At 43.5% G+C, this 17916-nt stretch carries 17 protein-coding genes; 13 read left to right on the top strand and 4 right to left on the bottom strand.

All coding sequences use genetic code 11. The features are described from left to right. Window positions 1-2 precede the first annotated feature (2 nt). From AC9UG7_RS04590 to AC9UG7_RS04580, 3 genes are all read right to left on the bottom strand, one after another. Window positions 3-1661: a PhoH family protein gene (locus AC9UG7_RS04590; protein ID WP_509584801.1), complete on the bottom strand. Its 1659-nt coding sequence runs from the start codon at window positions 1659-1661 to the stop codon at window positions 3-5. A gap of 3 nt (window positions 1662-1664) precedes the next feature. Continuing rightward, window positions 1665-2150: a peroxiredoxin gene (locus tag AC9UG7_RS04585; protein ID WP_509584798.1), complete on the bottom strand. Its 486-nt coding sequence runs from the start codon at window positions 2148-2150 to the stop codon at window positions 1665-1667. 119 nt (window positions 2151-2269) lie between these two features. Further along, window positions 2270-2647 carry an Mth938-like domain-containing protein gene (locus AC9UG7_RS04580; RefSeq protein WP_509584795.1) on the bottom strand — a complete coding sequence of 126 codons (378 nt, stop codon included), beginning with the start codon at window positions 2645-2647 and terminating at the stop codon, window positions 2270-2272. Window positions 2648-2730: 83 nt separating this feature from the next. On the opposite strand from AC9UG7_RS04580, the gene AC9UG7_RS04575 reads away from it, so the two are divergent. Genes AC9UG7_RS04575 through clpB form a run of 7 tightly spaced genes read left to right on the top strand, consistent with a single transcriptional unit; the run spans window position 2731 to window position 11393 of the window. Continuing rightward, window positions 2731-3957: a pyridoxal phosphate-dependent aminotransferase gene (locus AC9UG7_RS04575; protein ID WP_509584792.1), complete on the top strand. Its 1227-nt coding sequence runs from the start codon at window positions 2731-2733 to the stop codon at window positions 3955-3957. Beyond that, window positions 3951-5264 (top strand): homoserine dehydrogenase, encoded by a 1314-nt coding sequence (locus tag AC9UG7_RS04570; RefSeq protein WP_509584789.1) that lies wholly within the window; start codon window positions 3951-3953, stop codon window positions 5262-5264. The genes AC9UG7_RS04575 and AC9UG7_RS04570 overlap by 7 nt, the downstream gene beginning before the upstream one ends. Beyond that, the gene (thrC, locus tag AC9UG7_RS04565) at window positions 5264-6691 is read left to right on the top strand and encodes a threonine synthase (protein WP_509584787.1); all 1428 of its coding nucleotides are present in this window, start codon (window positions 5264-5266) and stop codon (window positions 6689-6691) included. The genes AC9UG7_RS04570 and thrC overlap by 1 nt, the downstream gene beginning before the upstream one ends. A gap of 36 nt (window positions 6692-6727) precedes the next feature. Beyond that, window positions 6728-7963, top strand: coding sequence for a molybdopterin molybdotransferase MoeA (locus tag AC9UG7_RS04560; protein WP_509584784.1), 1236 nt, complete (start codon window positions 6728-6730; stop codon window positions 7961-7963). Further along, window positions 7960-8211, top strand: coding sequence for a molybdopterin converting factor subunit 1 (gene moaD, locus AC9UG7_RS04555; RefSeq protein WP_509584781.1), 252 nt, complete (start codon window positions 7960-7962; stop codon window positions 8209-8211). The genes AC9UG7_RS04560 and moaD overlap by 4 nt, the downstream gene beginning before the upstream one ends. Window positions 8212-8213: 2 nt before the next feature. Beyond that, window positions 8214-8714: a molybdenum cofactor biosynthesis protein MoaE gene (locus AC9UG7_RS04550; protein WP_509584778.1), complete on the top strand. Its 501-nt coding sequence runs from the start codon at window positions 8214-8216 to the stop codon at window positions 8712-8714. 57 nt (window positions 8715-8771) lie between these two features. Further along, window positions 8772-11393, top strand: coding sequence for an ATP-dependent chaperone ClpB (gene clpB, locus AC9UG7_RS04545; protein ID WP_509584776.1), 2622 nt, complete (start codon window positions 8772-8774; stop codon window positions 11391-11393). Between the two features lie 49 nt (window positions 11394-11442). Here the strand turns inward: clpB and AC9UG7_RS04540 are convergent, their stop codons facing one another. Beyond that, entirely contained in the window at window positions 11443-11916 is a 474-nt protein-coding gene (locus tag AC9UG7_RS04540) for an SWIB/MDM2 domain-containing protein (RefSeq protein WP_509584773.1), read from the bottom strand. A 445-nt stretch (window positions 11917-12361) separates the two neighbouring features. Here AC9UG7_RS04540 and aceA point away from each other — a divergent pair, with 445 nt between their 5' ends. From aceA to AC9UG7_RS04510, 6 genes are all read left to right on the top strand, one after another. Then, complete coding sequence (aceA, locus tag AC9UG7_RS04535) at window positions 12362-13684, top strand: isocitrate lyase (protein WP_509584771.1); 1323 nt, start codon at window positions 12362-12364, stop codon at window positions 13682-13684. Between the two features lie 119 nt (window positions 13685-13803). Next, window positions 13804-15711 carry a threonine--tRNA ligase gene (gene thrS, locus AC9UG7_RS04530; RefSeq protein ID WP_509584768.1) on the top strand — a complete coding sequence of 636 codons (1908 nt, stop codon included), beginning with the start codon at window positions 13804-13806 and terminating at the stop codon, window positions 15709-15711. 76 nt (window positions 15712-15787) lie between these two features. Next, the gene (infC, locus tag AC9UG7_RS04525) at window positions 15788-16387 is read left to right on the top strand and encodes a translation initiation factor IF-3 (protein ID WP_509584945.1); all 600 of its coding nucleotides are present in this window, start codon (window positions 15788-15790) and stop codon (window positions 16385-16387) included. An 86-nt stretch (window positions 16388-16473) separates the two neighbouring features. Continuing rightward, entirely contained in the window at window positions 16474-16677 is a 204-nt protein-coding gene (gene rpmI / locus AC9UG7_RS04520) for a 50S ribosomal protein L35 (RefSeq protein ID WP_509533459.1), read from the top strand. Window positions 16678-16704: 27 nt separating this feature from the next. After that, a complete protein-coding gene (gene rplT / locus AC9UG7_RS04515) occupies window positions 16705-17064 on the top strand; it encodes a 50S ribosomal protein L20 (RefSeq protein WP_509578148.1) in 360 nt (119 codons plus the stop codon). Window positions 17065-17167: 103 nt separating this feature from the next. Beyond that, window positions 17168-17916 (top strand): phenylalanine--tRNA ligase subunit alpha (locus AC9UG7_RS04510; protein WP_509584766.1); only part of this gene is annotated, 749 nt, incomplete at its 3' end.

Below are 17916 nucleotides of genomic sequence, written 5' to 3'. Positions count from 1 at the left end.
ACTTACAGAACTTCGCTGGCGTAGTCTGCAAGTCGTGATCTCTCACCTCTAGCAAGGGTGATGTGTCCGCCGTGTGGCCATCCTTTAAATCTGTCAACTGCATAGGTCAGTCCGGAGGAGCCCTCTGTTAAGTAGGGTGTATCAATTTGGGCAATATTACCCATGCAAATGATTTTTGTCCCAGGCCCTGCTCTGGTAATCAAGGTCTTCATTTGTTTAGGGGTTAAGTTTTGAGCTTCATCAATAATGACAAACTTATTTAAAAAAGTTCTGCCGCGCATAAAGTTCAAACTTTTGATTTTGATTTTGCTTCTGATTAATTCACTGGTTGCAGCACGGCCCCACTCACCAGCGCTGGTGTCGGTTTTTCCAAGCACTTCTAAATTATCATCAAGCGCACCCATCCACGGGCCCATTTTTTCTTCTTCTGTACCTGGCAAAAAGCCTATGTCTTCACCGACACTGACGGTTGCTCGAGTCATGATAATTTCTGTATACCGACGTTCGTCTAATACTTGAACTAGGCCGGCAGCTAAAGCTAGTAAAGTTTTACCAGTACCCGCTGTGCCAGTCAAAGTCACAAAATCAATATCTGAATCCATCAACATGTTCAGTGCGAAATTTTGCTCTCTGTTCCTTGTTGTAATTCCCCAGGCAGCATTTTTCAAATGACTGAAATCTTTCAGCGTTTTAAAAACAGCTGTTTTGCCTCTTATTTCAGTAACCCTTGCATACAAGCTGGGTTCCCCGGGAGACTCAAAAAAAATGAATTGATTGATATGAAGACTTGATACAACCGCTCCGCTGATTCGGTAATAGGTGTGACCAGCGCTTTGCCAACTCTCAATGGTTTTAGCTTGCTTAGACCAGAAGTCTGAGCTCAAAGCTAAGGCTCCAGAATAAAGTAGATCTCCATCTTCCAGTGTTTTGTCGTTTTGATAGTCTTCAGCATGTAACCCAAGGGCTCTTGCCTTAACCCTCATATTGATGTCTTTACTGACTAAAACAACCTGTCTATCAGAATGTAAATCCCCAAGTGCTTTAACAACACCTAAGATCTGATTGTCTGCTTTTCCTTGGGGAAGACTGACAGGTAACTCAAATGCGAGTGGCATGGTTTGGAAGAAGAGTTTTCCTCCTACTTCTTTATGGCCAGTGCTAGATAAGGTTAAACCGTTTGAGATGTCTGAGTTGTGTATTCCCACCAAGCCGTCGAGTAATCTGCTGGTTTGACGAGCATTTCTTGCAACCTCTGTCATGCCTTTTTTATGACTGTCTAGTTCTTCTAGAACAATCATAGGTAAGAAAATATCATGTTCTTCAAACCGAAAAAGGCACATGGGATCGTGCATCAAAACGTTTGTATCCAAGACAAAGAGTTTTTTTACAACATCTTTGTTCTTTCTATTTTGTTTGATCTTCTCTTGTGAGTGAGTGTTGCTCTCAATATGTTTGCGTGTCTTTGATCGGGGATTTTTTGTGGCCTCATTATGTTGAATTCCGATGACCGCAATTGCGTCTTGCGGTTCAAAGCTCGCAGGCGACATGTCCACCTCTTCTAAGAGATTATTTTTTATGCCAATTTTTGAAACAGCCGATTTTCTAGGGTTTGTTGCTTGGAGTAAGTCGGCTCTTTTGCGCGGTTGTGATGGAAGAGGCATGAATCAGACTGAAGCGGTTGACTTTTTGAGGGCTTTTACCGCTTTGAGTACTTCATCAACATGGCCAGGAACTTTTAATCCGCGCCACTCCTGCTTAAGAACGCCATCAACGCCAATGAGAAATGTACTACGCTCAATTCCTTTGACCTTTTTGCCATACATGATTTTATTTTTAACAACACCAAACATGTGACACATTTTCTCTTCTGTGTCAGCGATCAATTCAAATGGAAGTTCTAATTTTTCTTTGAAGCTGTCATGAGAACGCATGTTATCGCGCGAAACTCCAAAAATAACAGCGCCAGCTTTGGTGAAATCTTTGAATTTATCTCTGAATTGCATGGCTTCAGTCGTGCATCCAGGGGTATTGTCTTTGGGATAGAAGTACAAAATAACAGTTTGACCAATGTGTGAATGGTGTGTAACTTTGACGCCGCCTGTAGCGTTTGCTTCAAATTCGGGTAGGTGTTTATTGAGAACAATCGCCATGGTGCTGGATCCGTTGTGACAGAAGAGTCCGAAGAGTTTATTCGGTGTAACGCCATTTTATATCGAAAAGACATTTGCTTTATCTGTCAGTATTTACTTGCCTACAAAATAATTTTTAATCATAGATTTTCATCAAGAAGAAAAATGGCGGATACCTTGCGCCCTTCATTCCTTAATATGTTGAAGGTTCTGCAAGCAGCAGCAGTATCCATAGACTCAACACCAATCCCTTTGTTGAAGAAACCGATCAGCACTTGGGGTGAGAGCATTTTTTGTGTCCTACCTGAGCCCCAAATCAATATTTCACAATCAGAATCAAAGATTAAATTAGCGTGCTTGGGTTCCATTCCCTCCAAGGATGAAATCTCCCATTGATGAATCAAGCCCTCGAAACTTATGAACAAACTGTGGGGGTATTGCTTACCGTTAACCGCAATCCATGAGTCACCGTAAGCGGTTATTGAGAGATTGTCAGATCTATCAGGCTGTATTTTCATAATTCCAATTGAAGCGGGCAGGAATTCGTCCCGAATTATGGTCAAATTATAGACTTTTCATACGAACTGATCATGGAGTTGAGTTGAAAACCATTCATAAATCATCCAAGTTGGACAATGTGTGCTACGACATTCGCGGTCCAGTGTTGGAAAAGGCCCGTCAAATGGAAGAAGAAGGCCATAAGATTATTAAATTGAATATAGGCAATCTTGCTGTTTTTGGATTTGATGCGCCAGAGGAAATTCAGCAAGACATTATTCGCAACCTACCAGGTGCTGCTGCTTATTCAGACAGTAAGGGCATTTTTGCTGCTCGTAAAGCTGTCATGCACTACTCACAGCAACAAGGTGTGGAAGGCGTAAATTTAGATGATATTTATTTGGGTAATGGGGCCAGCGAACTGATAGTCATGGCTACCAATGCGTTACTCAATACAGGCGATGAGTTGTTACTCCCTGCCCCTGATTATCCACTGTGGACTGCTGCGGTCAGTTTGTCTGGAGGAACGCCAGTTCATTATTTATGTGATGAAGGCAACGGATGGATGCCAAATATAGAAGACATCAAAGCTAAGATAACCAAAAAAACCAAAGGTATTGTGGTCATTAACCCAAATAATCCCACTGGCGCTTTGTATTCAGATGATTTGTTGAAAAGTATTGTTGATTTAGCCAGAGAGCATGGATTAATTATTTTTGCCGATGAGGTGTATGACAAAGTCCTGTATGACGGTGTTCACCATACGGCAATGGCAAGTTTGTCTAAAGATGTGCTTACTTTGACCTTTAACTCACTGTCCAAAAGTTACAGGTCATGTGGTTACAGGGCGGGATGGTTGGTGGTATCTGGTGATAAAAAACCAGCGAAGGATTACATTGAGGGGCTTAACATGCTGTCGTCAATGCGGTTATGCGCCAATGTACCCGGCCAATCCGCCATTCAAACCGCACTTGGAGGCTATCAAACGATCAATGATTTGATCAAGCCTGGCGGCAGGCTAAGAAGACAGCGTGATTTAGCCTATGAATTAATCACAGCCATTCCCGGTGTATCTTGTGTCAAGCCACAAGCCGCACTCTATATGTTTCCTAAGTTAGATCCCAAAATATATCCAATCAAAAACGATCAGCACTTTATCAATGAACTATTGCAAGAGACAAAAGTTTTGCTGGTGCAAGGCACTGGATTCAATTGGCCGACAACAGACCATTTCAGAATAGTGTTTCTGCCACATGAAGATGAACTGACAGTTGCGATAGAACGTATTGCTAAATTTTTAGAAAATTACCGAAAGAATCCGCAATGTTAAAACCGCTTCAAGTTGGTTTAATTGGATTTGGAACTGTTGGAAGCAGTACTTATCAGTTATTGATTCAAAACCAAGATCAAATTGAGCGGCGTTTGGGCCGCGCTTTGAACATCTCTATGGTTGCTGACCTTGATACTGCGAAAGTAAAGTCTATAGTGAGCGCTGATTGTCGTGTGGTATCTGATGCCCATGAAATCATTGCTAACGCAGAAATTGATGCTGTTATTGAATTGATAGGCGGTTATGGTTTTGCATCTGAAATAGTCATGAAAGCTATCGAATCAGGAAAGCATGTGGTGACGGCCAATAAAGCACTGCTGGCTACTCATGGCGGAAAAATTTTTGAAGCAGCACGAAAAAAAGGCGTCATGGTCGGGTTTGAAGCATCGGTTGCCGGCGGAATCCCTGTCATTAAAGTGCTCCGCGAAGGCCTATCAGCCAACCGAATTCAATGGATAGCTGGCATTATCAATGGCACAACCAACTTTATCTTGACTCAAATGAGTGAAAAGCATTGGGGATTCCAACAAGCCTTAACAGAGGCACAGCGATTAGGATATGCCGAAGCTGATCCTGCTTTTGACATACAAGGTATTGATGCCGCACACAAGTGCAGTATCTTGGCTGCCATTGCCTATGGCATCCCTATTCCATTTGATCAAACATATATTGAAGGAATTTCGCATCTTCAATCACAAGATATGCAATTTGCTGAGCAGTTGGGTTACAGAATCAAATTGTTAGGCATTACAAAGCAAACGGCCCAAGGAGTTGAGGTTAGAGTCCATCCTTGTTTAATTTCAGAGAGATCGTTACTTGCAAAAGTAGAGGGTGCAATGAATGCAGTGATGGTGAACTCGGATGCCCTAGGAACAAGCATGTATTACGGCAAAGGTGCTGGTGGTGAACCTACCGCAAGTGCAGTTATTGCTGATCTGATAGACATCAGCAGACTTGCAAAAGCTGATCCTGATCAACGGGTAGCTGATTTGGGTTTCCGATATGAACATACTCAATTCACGCAAATCATTTCTATTGCTGATGTTTCAACTTGCAATTACCTGCGCATAGGGGTTGCAGATCAATCTGGTGTGCTTGCCAGTATTTCCAGCATACTAGCTGATCATGGCATCAGTGTAGATGCTATGTTGCAGCAACCAGCTAGCGCAGAAAGCAAGCAAACTGAACTCATTATTCTCACGCATGAGGCTAAAGAATCCGTGATGGAATTGGCCATATCCGAGATTCAAAAACTATCTACCGTTTTGGTACCTGTTATTCGTATTCGCAAGGAAGATTTCAACTGATGTTTTATGTCTCAACACGAGGGTATGCTCAAAAACAAAAATTTTGCGATATTCTGCTGGAAGGCTTAGCTCCAGATGGAGGTCTTTATCTGCCTGAAAGATACCCTTATTTAAATCTAGAAAATTTGAACAGATTGCGCAATATCTATCACACCAAGGGATATGCGTATCTGGCATTTGAAATCGTATCTTTATACATAGATGATATTCCTGCTCAGGATTTAATGGGTTTGTGTGTCAAAACTTACCGTGCAGAGATATTTGGTGACCCTTTGATCACACCCTTGAGAAAACTCGATTCCAACATCTCAATCCTTGAACTTTCTAATGGACCCACCTTGGCTTTCAAGGATATGGCCATGCAATTATTAGGAAATTTATTCGAGTATGAGTTATTGAGAAGGGGTGAACAGTTAAATATCCTTGGCGCGACTTCTGGCGATACTGGAAGTGCGGCTGAATATGCGATGCGAGGAAAGCAAGGGGTGCGCGTATTCATGACCAGTCCCCATGGACGCATGAGCAAATTTCAACAAGCACAAATGTTTAGCCTATTGGATGAAAATATTTTCAATATTGCTATCGATGGAGTTTTTGATGATTGTCAGGACATTGTCAAAGCTGTATCGGGGGATTTAAATTTCAAAAAGAAATACAAAATTGGTACAGTCAATTCAATCAATTGGGCGCGACTTCTTGCGCAGGTTGTATATTATTTTTCTGGGTATTTCCAAGCCACCGACACAAGTGATCAGAAGATCAGTTTTGCAGTACCTAGCGGTAATTTTGGAAACGTTTGTGCCGGTCATGTTGCCAGAATGATGGGTTTGCCAATCTCTCAACTGGTCGTTGCAACCAATGAGAATGATGTTCTAGATGAATTTTTCCGCTCTGGTGTGTATAGGCTTAGAGACAGTCAAAATACGTTTGAGACGTCTAGTCCCTCTATGGATATTTCCAAGGCAAGCAACTTTGAGCGTTTTATATTTGATTTTTTAAATCGTGACACATCATTGACCAACGATTTATTCTCAACTCAATTGAGAGAGCGAGGCGAGTTTTCGCTTGCAGCCCAGCCGGATTTCATGCATATTAAAGAAAAATATGGCTTTGTAAGTGGTAAGAGTTCTCATCAAAATAGACTAGATTGCATTAACCAAGTCTACTCAAGCTATGAAAGAATCATTGATCCACATACTGCTGATGGTGTGAACGTTGCTCGTTCTTATTTGATACCTAATGAACCTATGGTAGTGTTAGAAACTGCATTGCCAATTAAATTCTCTGAAACAATTTACGAAGCCATTCACCAATTACCTGAAATACCAGCCAAATTCAAAGATCTGACAAAGCTTGATTTGAAATACACAGTTTTACCGCCACATATCAATTTGATTAAGAATTACATTGAGACTAACTGTCACTAATTCTATCTTTTCATTAGTTGTAAAACCTCATACATCATGAACAAGCAAGCACTTCTTCCACTCGATGACGCTTTAGAGTTACTGCTTGGCTTTTCCGCAAGCTTGCCTGCTGATGAAGTGGTTTCTATTTTTGATGCTGACCATAGAGTCTTGGCCGAGGATATTTATTCCAAAATAGAAGTACCTGCTTTCGATAACTCGGCCATGGATGGTTATGCTTTTAAGCATTCAGATTTTTTAAAGAGTGGTGGCATCTTAAAAATAGGCAATCGAATTCCTGCTGGAAGTTCGCCTGTCAATCTAACACCGGGTCAAGCAGATAGGATTTTTACAGGTGCACCAATGCCTCGGGGGGCGGATACTGTAGTGATGCAAGAGGAATGTGAAATATTAGAAAACGGACACATTCAAATAAATGCGCAACCTAAAGCGGGTCAATGTGTTCGTCACAAAGGCGAAGATATTTCATTGAACTCTAAAATTCTTTCTCGAGGTCAAAGACTTCATCCCTCGGCCATTGGATTGGCGGCAAGTATTGGTTTAGCAAAAATTAAAGTAACTGTCCGACCTAAAGTCGCACTTTTTTCAACGGGTGATGAATTGGTTATGCCCGGTGAGATTGAGCCTGAGAATATGAAACCAGGAGCAATTTATAACTCCAACAGATTCTTTCTTAAGGCCTTGCTAATTCGTTTGGGGTGTGATGTGTCTGACTTCGGCATACTACCTGATGATTTGACAGAAACTACAAAAGCTTTTTCAATCGCTGCAAACAGTCATGATCTCATTCTTACTAGCGGGGGTGTATCTGTGGGAGAGGAAGACCATGTTAAACCTGCTGTTCAATCGCTGGGTCAACTCAATCTTTGGTCATTGGCTATCAAACCTGGTAAGCCATTCGCGTACGGGCAAATCATTCATCCAACCAAACTGACTCACTTTATAGGCTTGCCTGGTAATCCAGTTTCTAGTTATATTACTTTTTTACTGTTAGCAAAACCATTTATCTTGAAATTACAAGGCGCAAATGGAACTCATTTATCCTCCTTTCCCATGAGGGCTGATTTTGCTTGGCCTAAAGCGGATAAACGAAGAGAATTTTTGCGTGTAAAGCGAAATGAACGCGGCGGATTGGATATATTTGAAAATCAAAGTTCAGGTGTTTTGACATCTGTGGTTTGGGCGGATGGCGTGGTGGACAACCCGCCTGGCAAAGTCATTAATCCGGGAGATGAAGTTAATTTCATTCCCTTTACAAATTGGATGTCATGAAAATCAACATTCGTTATTTTGCTTCAGTGCGTGAACAAATTGGAATTTCCAGTGAAGAAGTCGAGACATCATGCTTAGATTTAAATGGGTTACGCGATGAATTGATGTCTAAAGGAGCCAATTACCGTGCTGCACTCTCTCAAGGTAAGGCTATACGAATGGCAATGAACCAAGTTGTTTGTGATGGTGATTTGTTATTGAAAGAAAATGCCGAGGTAGCTTTTTTCCCTCCTGTGACGGGTGGATAAATATGTATTTAAAAATCGCTATTCAAACTCACGATTTTGATCTAAGTCAAGAAATTGAGAAATTGCGTCTTGATAATAAAGAGGTGGGCGCTGTTTGCAGTTTCATCGGGACTGTGAGGGATCGAAATCAGGGAGACACTGTTTCCACGCTCGAATTGGAACACTATCCAGGTATGACTGAAGCGTCTATTCATCACATGGTGGGGGAGGCTAAACTTCGTTTTGAACTTATAGGGGCGACAATTATTCACAGGGTTGGTTTATTGAAGCCACTTGATCAAATCGTATTGGTAGCAGTTGCCTCTGCTCATAGAGGACAAAGTTTCCAAGCTTGTGAATTTTTAATGGACTACTTAAAAACACATGCGCCTTTTTGGAAAAAGGAACTTACCCCTCGCGGGCATAGTTGGGTAGATGCTCGAGTCAGTGATGACCATGCTTTGAGCCGATGGGGCATATTGTCAAACAATGCGGCGCACAGTCCTTCTAAACCTTTAGATTGATATTGAAAAATGGTTTAACTGCCGCAAATAGCTCTTAGAACTGAAAATGAGGTACGTATGCGGCTAGACAAGTTAACAACCAAATTCCAAGAAGCTTTATCAGATGCACAAACTTTGGCGCTTGGTGCTGACCATGGCTACATAGAAGTCTGTCATTTGGTCGTCGCTATGCTTAAACAAGACGATGGACCGCGGGCGCTGTTAATGCGAGCTGGTGTCAATATCAATGCATTACTCCGTGACAGCGAAGAAGCGATGGGTAAACTTTCCACTGTTCACGGGCAGGAACAAGTCCAAGTAAGCCGAGAACTGGTGACTATATTGCAAGCGGCAGAAAAAGATGCACTTAAGCGTGGAGATCAGTACGTAGCCAGTGAGTTGTTTTTTCTAGTGCTGGCTGATTCAAAAATAGAACTAGCAAATAAAGCCAGATCGCATGGTTTAAATAAACAAACATTACTAGCTGCCATAGAGGCTGTCAGAGGAGGGGAGTCAGTCAAAAGTGCTGATCCTGAGTCTCAAAGAGAAACTTTAAAAAAATATTGCTTGGATTTAACCGAGCGCGCACGGCAGGGAAAACTTGACCCAGTCATTGGAAGAGATGATGAAATTCGTCGCGCTATTCAAGTACTTCAACGTAGAAGTAAAAATAATCCTGTATTGATCGGTGAGCCAGGCGTAGGTAAGACCGCAATTGTTGAAGGACTTGCGCAGCGTATTGTTGCTGGCGAAGTTCCTGATTCCTTAAAAGGTAAGCGAGTTTTATCCTTGGATATGGCCTCTTTATTGGCAGGTGCAAAATTTAGAGGCGAATTTGAAGAAAGATTAAAGAATGTTTTGAATGAATTGGCGAAAGATCAAGGAAATTCAATCGTTTTTATTGATGAACTGCACACCATGGTCGGCGCAGGAAAAGCTGAAGGTGCGATGGATGCGGGGAATATGCTCAAGCCTGCTCTTGCAAGAGGAGAATTGCACTGCGTCGGAGCAACGACTTTAGATGAATACAGGAAATACATTGAAAAAGATGCTGCTTTAGAGAGGCGATTTCAAAAAATCATTGTGGGTGAACCAACAGTGGAAGCAACCATAGCAATTTTGCGGGGGTTACAGGAAAAATATGAAATTCATCACGGTGTGGAAATCACAGATCCTGCAATTGTTGCTGCTGCAGAGCTTTCTCACAGATACATTACAGATCGGTTTCTACCGGATAAAGCCATTGATTTGATTGATGAAGCCGCGGCCAAAATAAAAATTGAAATAGATTCAAAACCTGAGGTAATGGATAAGCTTGATCGACGATTGATTCAACTCAAAATTGAACGTGAGGCTGTGCGCAAGGAGCAAGATGAAGCCTCTCAAAAACGTATGGCAATCATCGAAGATGAAATTGTTAAGTTGCAACTTGAATATGCAGATTTAGAAGAAATCTGGAAATCTGAAAAGGCTCAAGCACAAGGTGGCGCTTTGCTTAAAGAAGAAATTGAGCGATGCAAAATGCAAATGGAAGAATTTAAACGACAAGGTAATTTCAATAAGGTTGCTGAACTTCAATACGGCAAGTTGCCTGAATTAGAAAAAAAATTCAAAGAAGCAAATGCGTATGAGCAAAACCCCGCAAAAGCTGTTCAAACAACGCGCTTGCTAAGAACACAAGTCGGTGCAGAGGAAATTGCCGAAGTTGTAGCCCGTGCAACAGGTATTCCTGTGTCGAAATTGATGCAGGGTGAAAAAGATAAATTGCTGCAAATGGAAAACAGCCTGCATGAAACAGTGATTGGTCAAGACGAGGCGATCCAAGCCGTTGCAAATGCCATTCGGCGATCAAGGGCTGGTTTAAGTGATCCATCGCGTCCAACTGGTTCTTTTTTATTTTTAGGTCCTACTGGTGTTGGTAAGACCGAGCTGTGCAAATCTTTAGCGGGTTTTCTTTTTGATAGCGAGGACCACTTGATTCGCATAGACATGAGTGAATTCATGGAGAAACACTCTGTAAGTAAATTGATTGGTGCTCCCCCCGGGTATGTGGGCTACGACGAAGGAGGGTACTTAACTGAGTTAGTTCGTCGCAAACCCTATTCAGTCATTCTGATGGATGAAATTGAAAAAGCACATCCTGATGTTTTCAATATTCTTTTACAAGTGCTCGATGATGGTCGATTGACAGATGGTCAAGGTAGAACTGTTGATTTTAAAAATACAGTTATTGTGATGACTTCAAACATAGGATCCAAGATCATCCAATCAATGGTTGGTCAGGATTCACTGGAAATCAAAGAAGCTGTATTTGATGAATTGAAAAATCATTTCCGTCCAGAATTTCTAAATCGAATTGATGAAACAGTAGTTTTTCATTCCTTGAATGCTCTACATATTGAGAAAATAGCAGGCATACAGTTGCGAGCTTTAAGTGATCGATTAGCAAGAATTGACCTCGACTTAAATGTTTCTAATCCTGCATTACTTGAACTTGCAAAAGTAGGTTTTGATCCTGTTTTTGGTGCCCGTCCGCTCAAAAGGGCCATACAACAACGTATTGAAAATCCTTTGTCAAAGTTATTGCTTGAGGGAAAGTTTCTTCCAGGCGCTGTTATCTCAGTGAACGTTGACCCTATCCGTGCGCCAGGTGAATTTACATTCACTTCGACAACCAAAATTTCTAATACAGTTGTGTAAATAAAAAGAGCCGCAAAAGCGGCCCTTTTAAACAAGCAGTTGTGTATTTTCAGTGCAAGTGTTTGCCAATTAAGCTGGCTAACTCGAACATTGTTACTTGAGCTTTTCCGAAAACAGCCTTTAATTTGTCATCAGCGTTGATGTTGCGCTTGTTGACTTTGTCTTGCAGACTGTGCTTTTTGATGTATGTCCACAATTTGCTCACGACTTCTGTGCGTGGCAACGGACTTGATCCAATCACCGCAGCTAACGCACTGCTTGGTGTCAGTGGTTTCATGAACGCAGCATTGGGAGTGCGCTTTTTAGCAGGCGCCTTTTTGGCTGTTACTTTTTTAGCAGGTGCTTTTTTCGCTGCAGTTTTTTTGACTGCCGCTTTCTTTGCAGGTGCTTTTTTCGCTACTGCTTTTTTAGCAGGTGCTTTTTTCGCTGCTGGTTTTTTGACTACCGCTTTTTTTGCGGGTGCTTTTTTTGCAGGAGTTTTTTTAACAGCGGTTTTTTTAGCCGCTTTTTTTGCAGTTGCCATTTTCATTTTCCTTCTAAAAGTGATTGAAAAGCCGCCAAGTTTTTTTGCTTTTGTCGGCTTCCTATATCCTAAGGTAGAAATTGTTTATTTCATAACAAAAATCACTTTTTCTCCTCTGAAATTCATTTTTTATTGATTTTTGCCTTGGAAATTTTTCTATTCGCTCCATAGCTTGAGAAAAATCTGCTAATTAAACTTATTGGATGAAAATCTTTTCCACATAATGAAATTATTGAAATTAATTTTTTATTTATCATCTTATAATACAAATTACGTTTTTATAATATGATATTTAATATATAAAGTATTGATTCATATGTATTTTAATTTATTCATATATAAGACACAAGATTGAAAAAATATCTTATATAAGACTTAAAATACACCCCATATTCATCCTTGTTAAAGGAAGAGCCGTTCAATTTTCATCACATTGGAGCTAAAAATGACAAAAACCCTACTTAACCGGCAACAGCAAATCGAAGCCATCGAAAAAGACTGGGCAAATAACCCACGTTGGAAAGGCGTCAAGCGTGGATATTCCGCAGCCGACGTGGTGCGTTTACGTGGAAGTATGCACATTGAACACACGCTTGCAAAGCGCGGAGCTGAAAAGCTGTGGGACAAAATCAATGGAGGTTCTAAGAAAGGTTATGTCAATGCCTTTGGAGCGATCAGTGCCGGTCAAGCCATGCAACAAGCTAAAGCTGGCTTAGAAGCTGTCTATCTGTCTGGGTGGCAAGTGGCTGCAGATGGAAATACTTCAGAGACGATGTATCCCGACCAATCTTTGTATGCCTATGATTCTGTGCCGACAATGGTTCGCCGTATCAACAACACGTTCAAGCGTGCTGATGAAATTCAATGGGGTCGTGGTATCGAACCTGGTCACAATGATTTCATCGACTATTTCCTGCCGATTGTGGCTGATGCAGAAGCAGGTTTCGGTGGCGTATTGAACGCTTTCGAGTTGATGAAAAACATGATTGCCTCTGGTGCTGCAGGGGTGCATTTTGAAGACCAACTGGCAGCTGTTAAGAAATGCGGACATATGGGCGGCAAGGTTCTTGTACCTACGCATGAAGCTTGTGAGAAATTGATTTCTGCACGATTCGCTGCAGATGTCATGGGTGTGCCTACCATTGTTCTGGCCCGCACCGACGCGGAAGCCGCCAATCTGATCACTTCAGACCATGATGCTAACGACAAGCCATTTTTGACTGGCGAACGCACCCAAGAAGGTTTTTACCGAGTCAAAAACGGTTTAGAGCAAGCCATCAGCCGTGGTGTGGCATATGCCCCTTACGCTGATTTGGTCTGGTGTGAGACTGGCGTTCCCGATATTGGGTTTGCGCGCGAATTTGCCCAGGCTGTTCACGCTGCTTGCCCGGGCAAACTGCTTTCTTACAACTGCTCACCCTCATTCAATTGGAAGAAGAATTTGAATGATAACCAGATCGCCTCGTTCCAGGAAGATTTATCCTCGTTGGGTTACAAGTACCAGTTCATTACCTTGGCAGGCATTCATATCAATTGGTTTAATACTTTCCAATTTGCTCACGCTTATGCAAATGGTGAAGGCATGAAACATTATGTGAATATGGTTCAAGAACCTGAGTTTGCGGCCAGAGATCAAGGCTATACGTTTGTATCGCATCAGCAGGAGGTGGGTGCTGGTTATTTTGACGATGTGACCACTGTTATTCAAGGTGGATCATCTAGCGTCAAAGCACTGACAGGATCTACAGAAGAAGAACAATTCCATTGAAATTCGCTGCTTTGTAAAGCCCGGTCGTGACCGGGCTTTTTTTATGTGAAAATCAACAACTTGTTGACACTCCAGCCATTCAGCGCGGTTTATTTCCGCGCTTTTTTAATTTCAGACACATGGTTCAAATCACATTACCTGACGGTTCTTTGCGTGAATTCCCTGGCCCCGTCACGGTCGCTGAACTGGCCGCATCCATAGGTGCTGGACTAGCTAAAGCCACATTAGGTGGAAAAGTCAACGGTCTTCTTGTTGATGCAAGTTTCAGCATTTCACAAGATACGACTGTTTCCATAATAACAGCTAAGGACGCCGAGGGTCTTGAGTTGATACGCCACTCAACTGCGCACTTATTGGCTTATGCGGTGAAATCCTTGTTTCCACAAGCTCAGGTCACCATTGGTCCTGTCATTGAAAATGGTTTTTACTATGACTTTTCATTTGAGCGGCCTTTCACGCCAGAAGATTTGGTGGCCATTGAAAAAAGAATGTCCGAACTTGCGGCAAAGGATGAACAGGTAATTCGCCGTGTGTTACCGCGTGACGAAGCTGTTTCTTATTTTGAATCCTTAGGCGAGCATTACAAAGCAGAGATCGTGGGCAGCATTCCCGCTGGTGAAGATGTCAGTCTTTACAGGGAAGGAGAGTTTGAGGACTTGTGCCGCGGCCCGCATGTACCAAGCACAGGAAAGCTCAAACACTTTAAGTTGATGAAAGTCGCGGGTGCTTATTGGCGTGGCGACAGCAAAAACGAAATGCTGCAACGTATATATGGAACTGCTTGGGCAAGCAAAGAAGACTTACAACTGTATTTGACGCAAATAGAAGAAGCTGAAAAACGCGACCACCGCAAGCTGGGTCGTGAACTCGATTTGTTCCATATCGACGACCATGCACCTGGCCTGGTGTTCTGGCATCCGAACGGATGGACTTTGTGGCAGATGGTGGAGCAGTACATGCGCCAGGTTTACCGTGACAACGGGTACCTAGAGGTCAAAGCGCCTCAAATCTTAGATAAAACTTTGTGGGAGAAAACAGGTCACTGGGACAAGTACCGTGAAAACATGTTCACTACCGAGTCGGAAAAACGTGATTACGCACTCAAGCCCATGAATTGTCCTGGACATATTCTGATTTTTAACCAAGGGATTAAAAGCTATCGCGAATTGCCTTTGCGTTACGGCGAATTCGGTCAATGTCACCGTAACGAACCTACTGGTGGATTGCATGGCATCATGCGTGTGCGTGGTTTTACGCAGGACGATGGACATATTTTTTGTACTGAAGAGCAAATATTGGATGAATGCGTTGCGTACACTTCGTTACTGCAAAAGGTTTATAAAGATTTTGGCTTTGTCGATATCATTTACAAAATTGCCACGCGCCCAGCACAACGCATAGGCTCTGACGAAAGTTGGGACAGGGCAGAAGATGCGCTGATGCATAGCTTAAAAGCATCTGGTTGCGACTTCATCATTTCGCCCGGTGACGGCGCTTTTTACGGTCCTAAAATTGAATACACCTTGAAGGATGCTATCGGCCGTCAATGGCAATGTGGAACCATACAGGTGGACTTTTCCATGCCAGAGCGACTTGGCGCGGAATATGTGGGAGAAGACGGTGCACGACATCGTCCGGTCATGCTGCATCGAGCCATCGTTGGAAGTCTTGAGCGATTCATTGGTATTTTGATTGAGCAACATGCTGGTGCACTGCCTGTTTGGCTTGCTCCTGAGCAGGTGGTCGTGCTCAATATCACCGATGCACAGGCTGAATATGCCTTGGATGTGGTCAAAAAGCTGAAAAATCAAGGGTTTAGGGTGACCAAGGATCTGAGGAACGAGAAAATTACGTATAAAATACGCGAGCATTCAATGCAAAAGCTGCCTTACATCCTAGTCATGGGTGACAAGGAAATGGCAGCAGGTACCGTCGCAGTGCGCGCCCGGGGCAATATCGATCTCGGTGTCATGACACTCGAAGCTTTCTCCCAAAAGTTAGCCTCTGATATCGCCTCCAAACAATGACATTTTGTTATTGCCTTGAGCCTCATTGCGCGGTGTTTTCTGCTGGTTACTCAGCGACTTTTTGAAGGATTGAACCATCGCTACTGAATTTCGCGATCGCCGTCAACGCGAGGAACGCAAACACCGCCTTAACCGGGAAATCATGGCTCCCGAAGTCCGCGTTAGCGGCCCGAACAACGAAGCCATAGGCATTCTGAGTCTTGCTGAAGCATTGCGAATGGCTGGCGAGCTAGATGTGGATTTGGTGGAGATTTCACCCACCGCGGTTCCACCGGTTTGTAGGTTGATGGATTACGGCAAATTCAAGTACCAGGAACAGAAAAAGGCTGCAGAAGCCAAGTCCAAGCAAAAAGTGATCGAGGTTAAGGAAATCAAATTCCGTCCTGGCACTGATGATGGTGACTACAACATCAAGTTGCGCAACATCAAACGGTTTTTGGATGATGGCGACAAATGCAAAATCACATTGCGATTCAGGGGTAGGGAGATTACCCACCAAGAAATCGGTATGGCGCTATTGCAAAGAATTCGGGATGAACTTGCTGACTTGATTGTGGTTGAGCAGTTTCCCAAACTGGAAGGACGGCAGATGGTCATGATGATCGCGCCGGGCAAGAAAAAACCGGGTAGCGTAGCCAAACCCGCCGCTGAAACTGTGCAAACAGCGACAGCGTAAAAGGCCACGCAAACAAGTGTCTCGGGGCTAACAAGTCTGCGTCTGGTTCGCAGCGCCTCACGAGCACAAAAAACAGGAGCATTCATATGCCCAAGATGAAGACCAAAAGCAGCGCTAAAAAGCGTTTTCGCGTTCGTCCAGGCGGTACCGTCAAGCGCGGTCAAGCCTTTAAGCGACACATCCTGACCAAAAAGACCACCAAGAACAAACGTCACTTGCGCGGTCCAACCGGTGTGCATGAAACCAATATGGGTCACATGGCGCAAATGCTGCCCATGGCCGGCCTGTGATCAACGGACGAACAAGGAGAATTTAATATGCCTCGCGTAAAACGTGGTGTGACGGCTCGCGCCAGACACAAAAAAGTTTTAGCCCTTGCAAAAGGCTTCCGTGGTCGCCGCGGTAACGTCTATCGCATCGCCAAAGAAGCGGTGATGAAGGCTGGGCAATACGCCTACCGTGACCGCCGTGCCAAAAAACGTGTGTTCCGCCAATTGTGGATCGCCCGTATCAATGCGGCTGCACGTGAATTCGGCATCACTTACAGCCAATTCGCCAACGGTTTGCGCAAAGCCGCCATCGAGATCGACCGCAAAATGCTGGCAGATCTGGCGGTGCATGACAAAGCTGCATTCGGTCACATCGTTGACCAAGTGAAAGCCAAGTTGGCGGCCTGATCCGGCCTTTGAATTGTCCGTCTGACCACGGGCAGTTTGTTGATCCCTAGGGGTTGAGGTTTCCAAACTTCAATCCCTTCTTCATTTGTAGCAAAGACAAGTCATGAATGAGCTCGATTCCTTGGTGAAACAGGCGCAGGAACTGTTCACCGCTTGCACCACACCTGTTGAGCTGGAAAATGCCAAAGCGCAGTTCCTGGGAAAAGCAGGGCATTTGACCGAGCGCATGAAGGGCTTGGCCAAACTCGATATAGAAGCCAAGAAAAGCCAAGGCGCATTGATCAATGTCGCCAAACAAGCGATCGAAGCGGCTTTGAACCATTGCCGCGAACAACTTGCTCTCGCTGAGTTGAACGCTCAGTTAAAGGCTGAAACCTACGACGTGACTTTACCGGGCAGCTTACACAGCCAAGGCGGATTGCATCCCGTCAGCTTGAGCCTGGAGCGCATCGAACAGATATTCACCTCTATGGGTTTTGAAGTGGCGCAAGGACCTGAAATCGAAACCGACTGGTTCAATTTCACGGCACTTAACACCCCTGAAGATCATCCTGCGCGTTCCATGCACGACACGTTTTATGTTGAAGGCGGCTACTTGTTGCGCACCCATACCAGCCCCATGCAAATCCGTCATGCCATGGCACATGTGCAAAAGTACCAGACTCGGATAGATGCTGGGCAAGCCATGCCAGAAATACGTGTGATTGCTCCCGGCCGCACTTACCGTGTTGATAGCGATGCCACGCACTCGCCCATGTTTCACCAATGTGAAGGCTTGTGGATTGGCGAAAACATCAGCTTCAAAGACTTGAAAGTGGTATTTACTGATTTTTGCAAAACCTTTTTTGAAAA

The sequence above is a fragment of the Limnohabitans sp. genome (assembly GCF_046052765.1).
Classification (GTDB): Bacteria; Pseudomonadota; Gammaproteobacteria; order Burkholderiales; family Burkholderiaceae_C; genus Limnohabitans.
The sequence above is the reverse complement of the archived record's forward strand: the minus strand, read 5'-3'. Positions and strand labels throughout refer to the sequence as shown.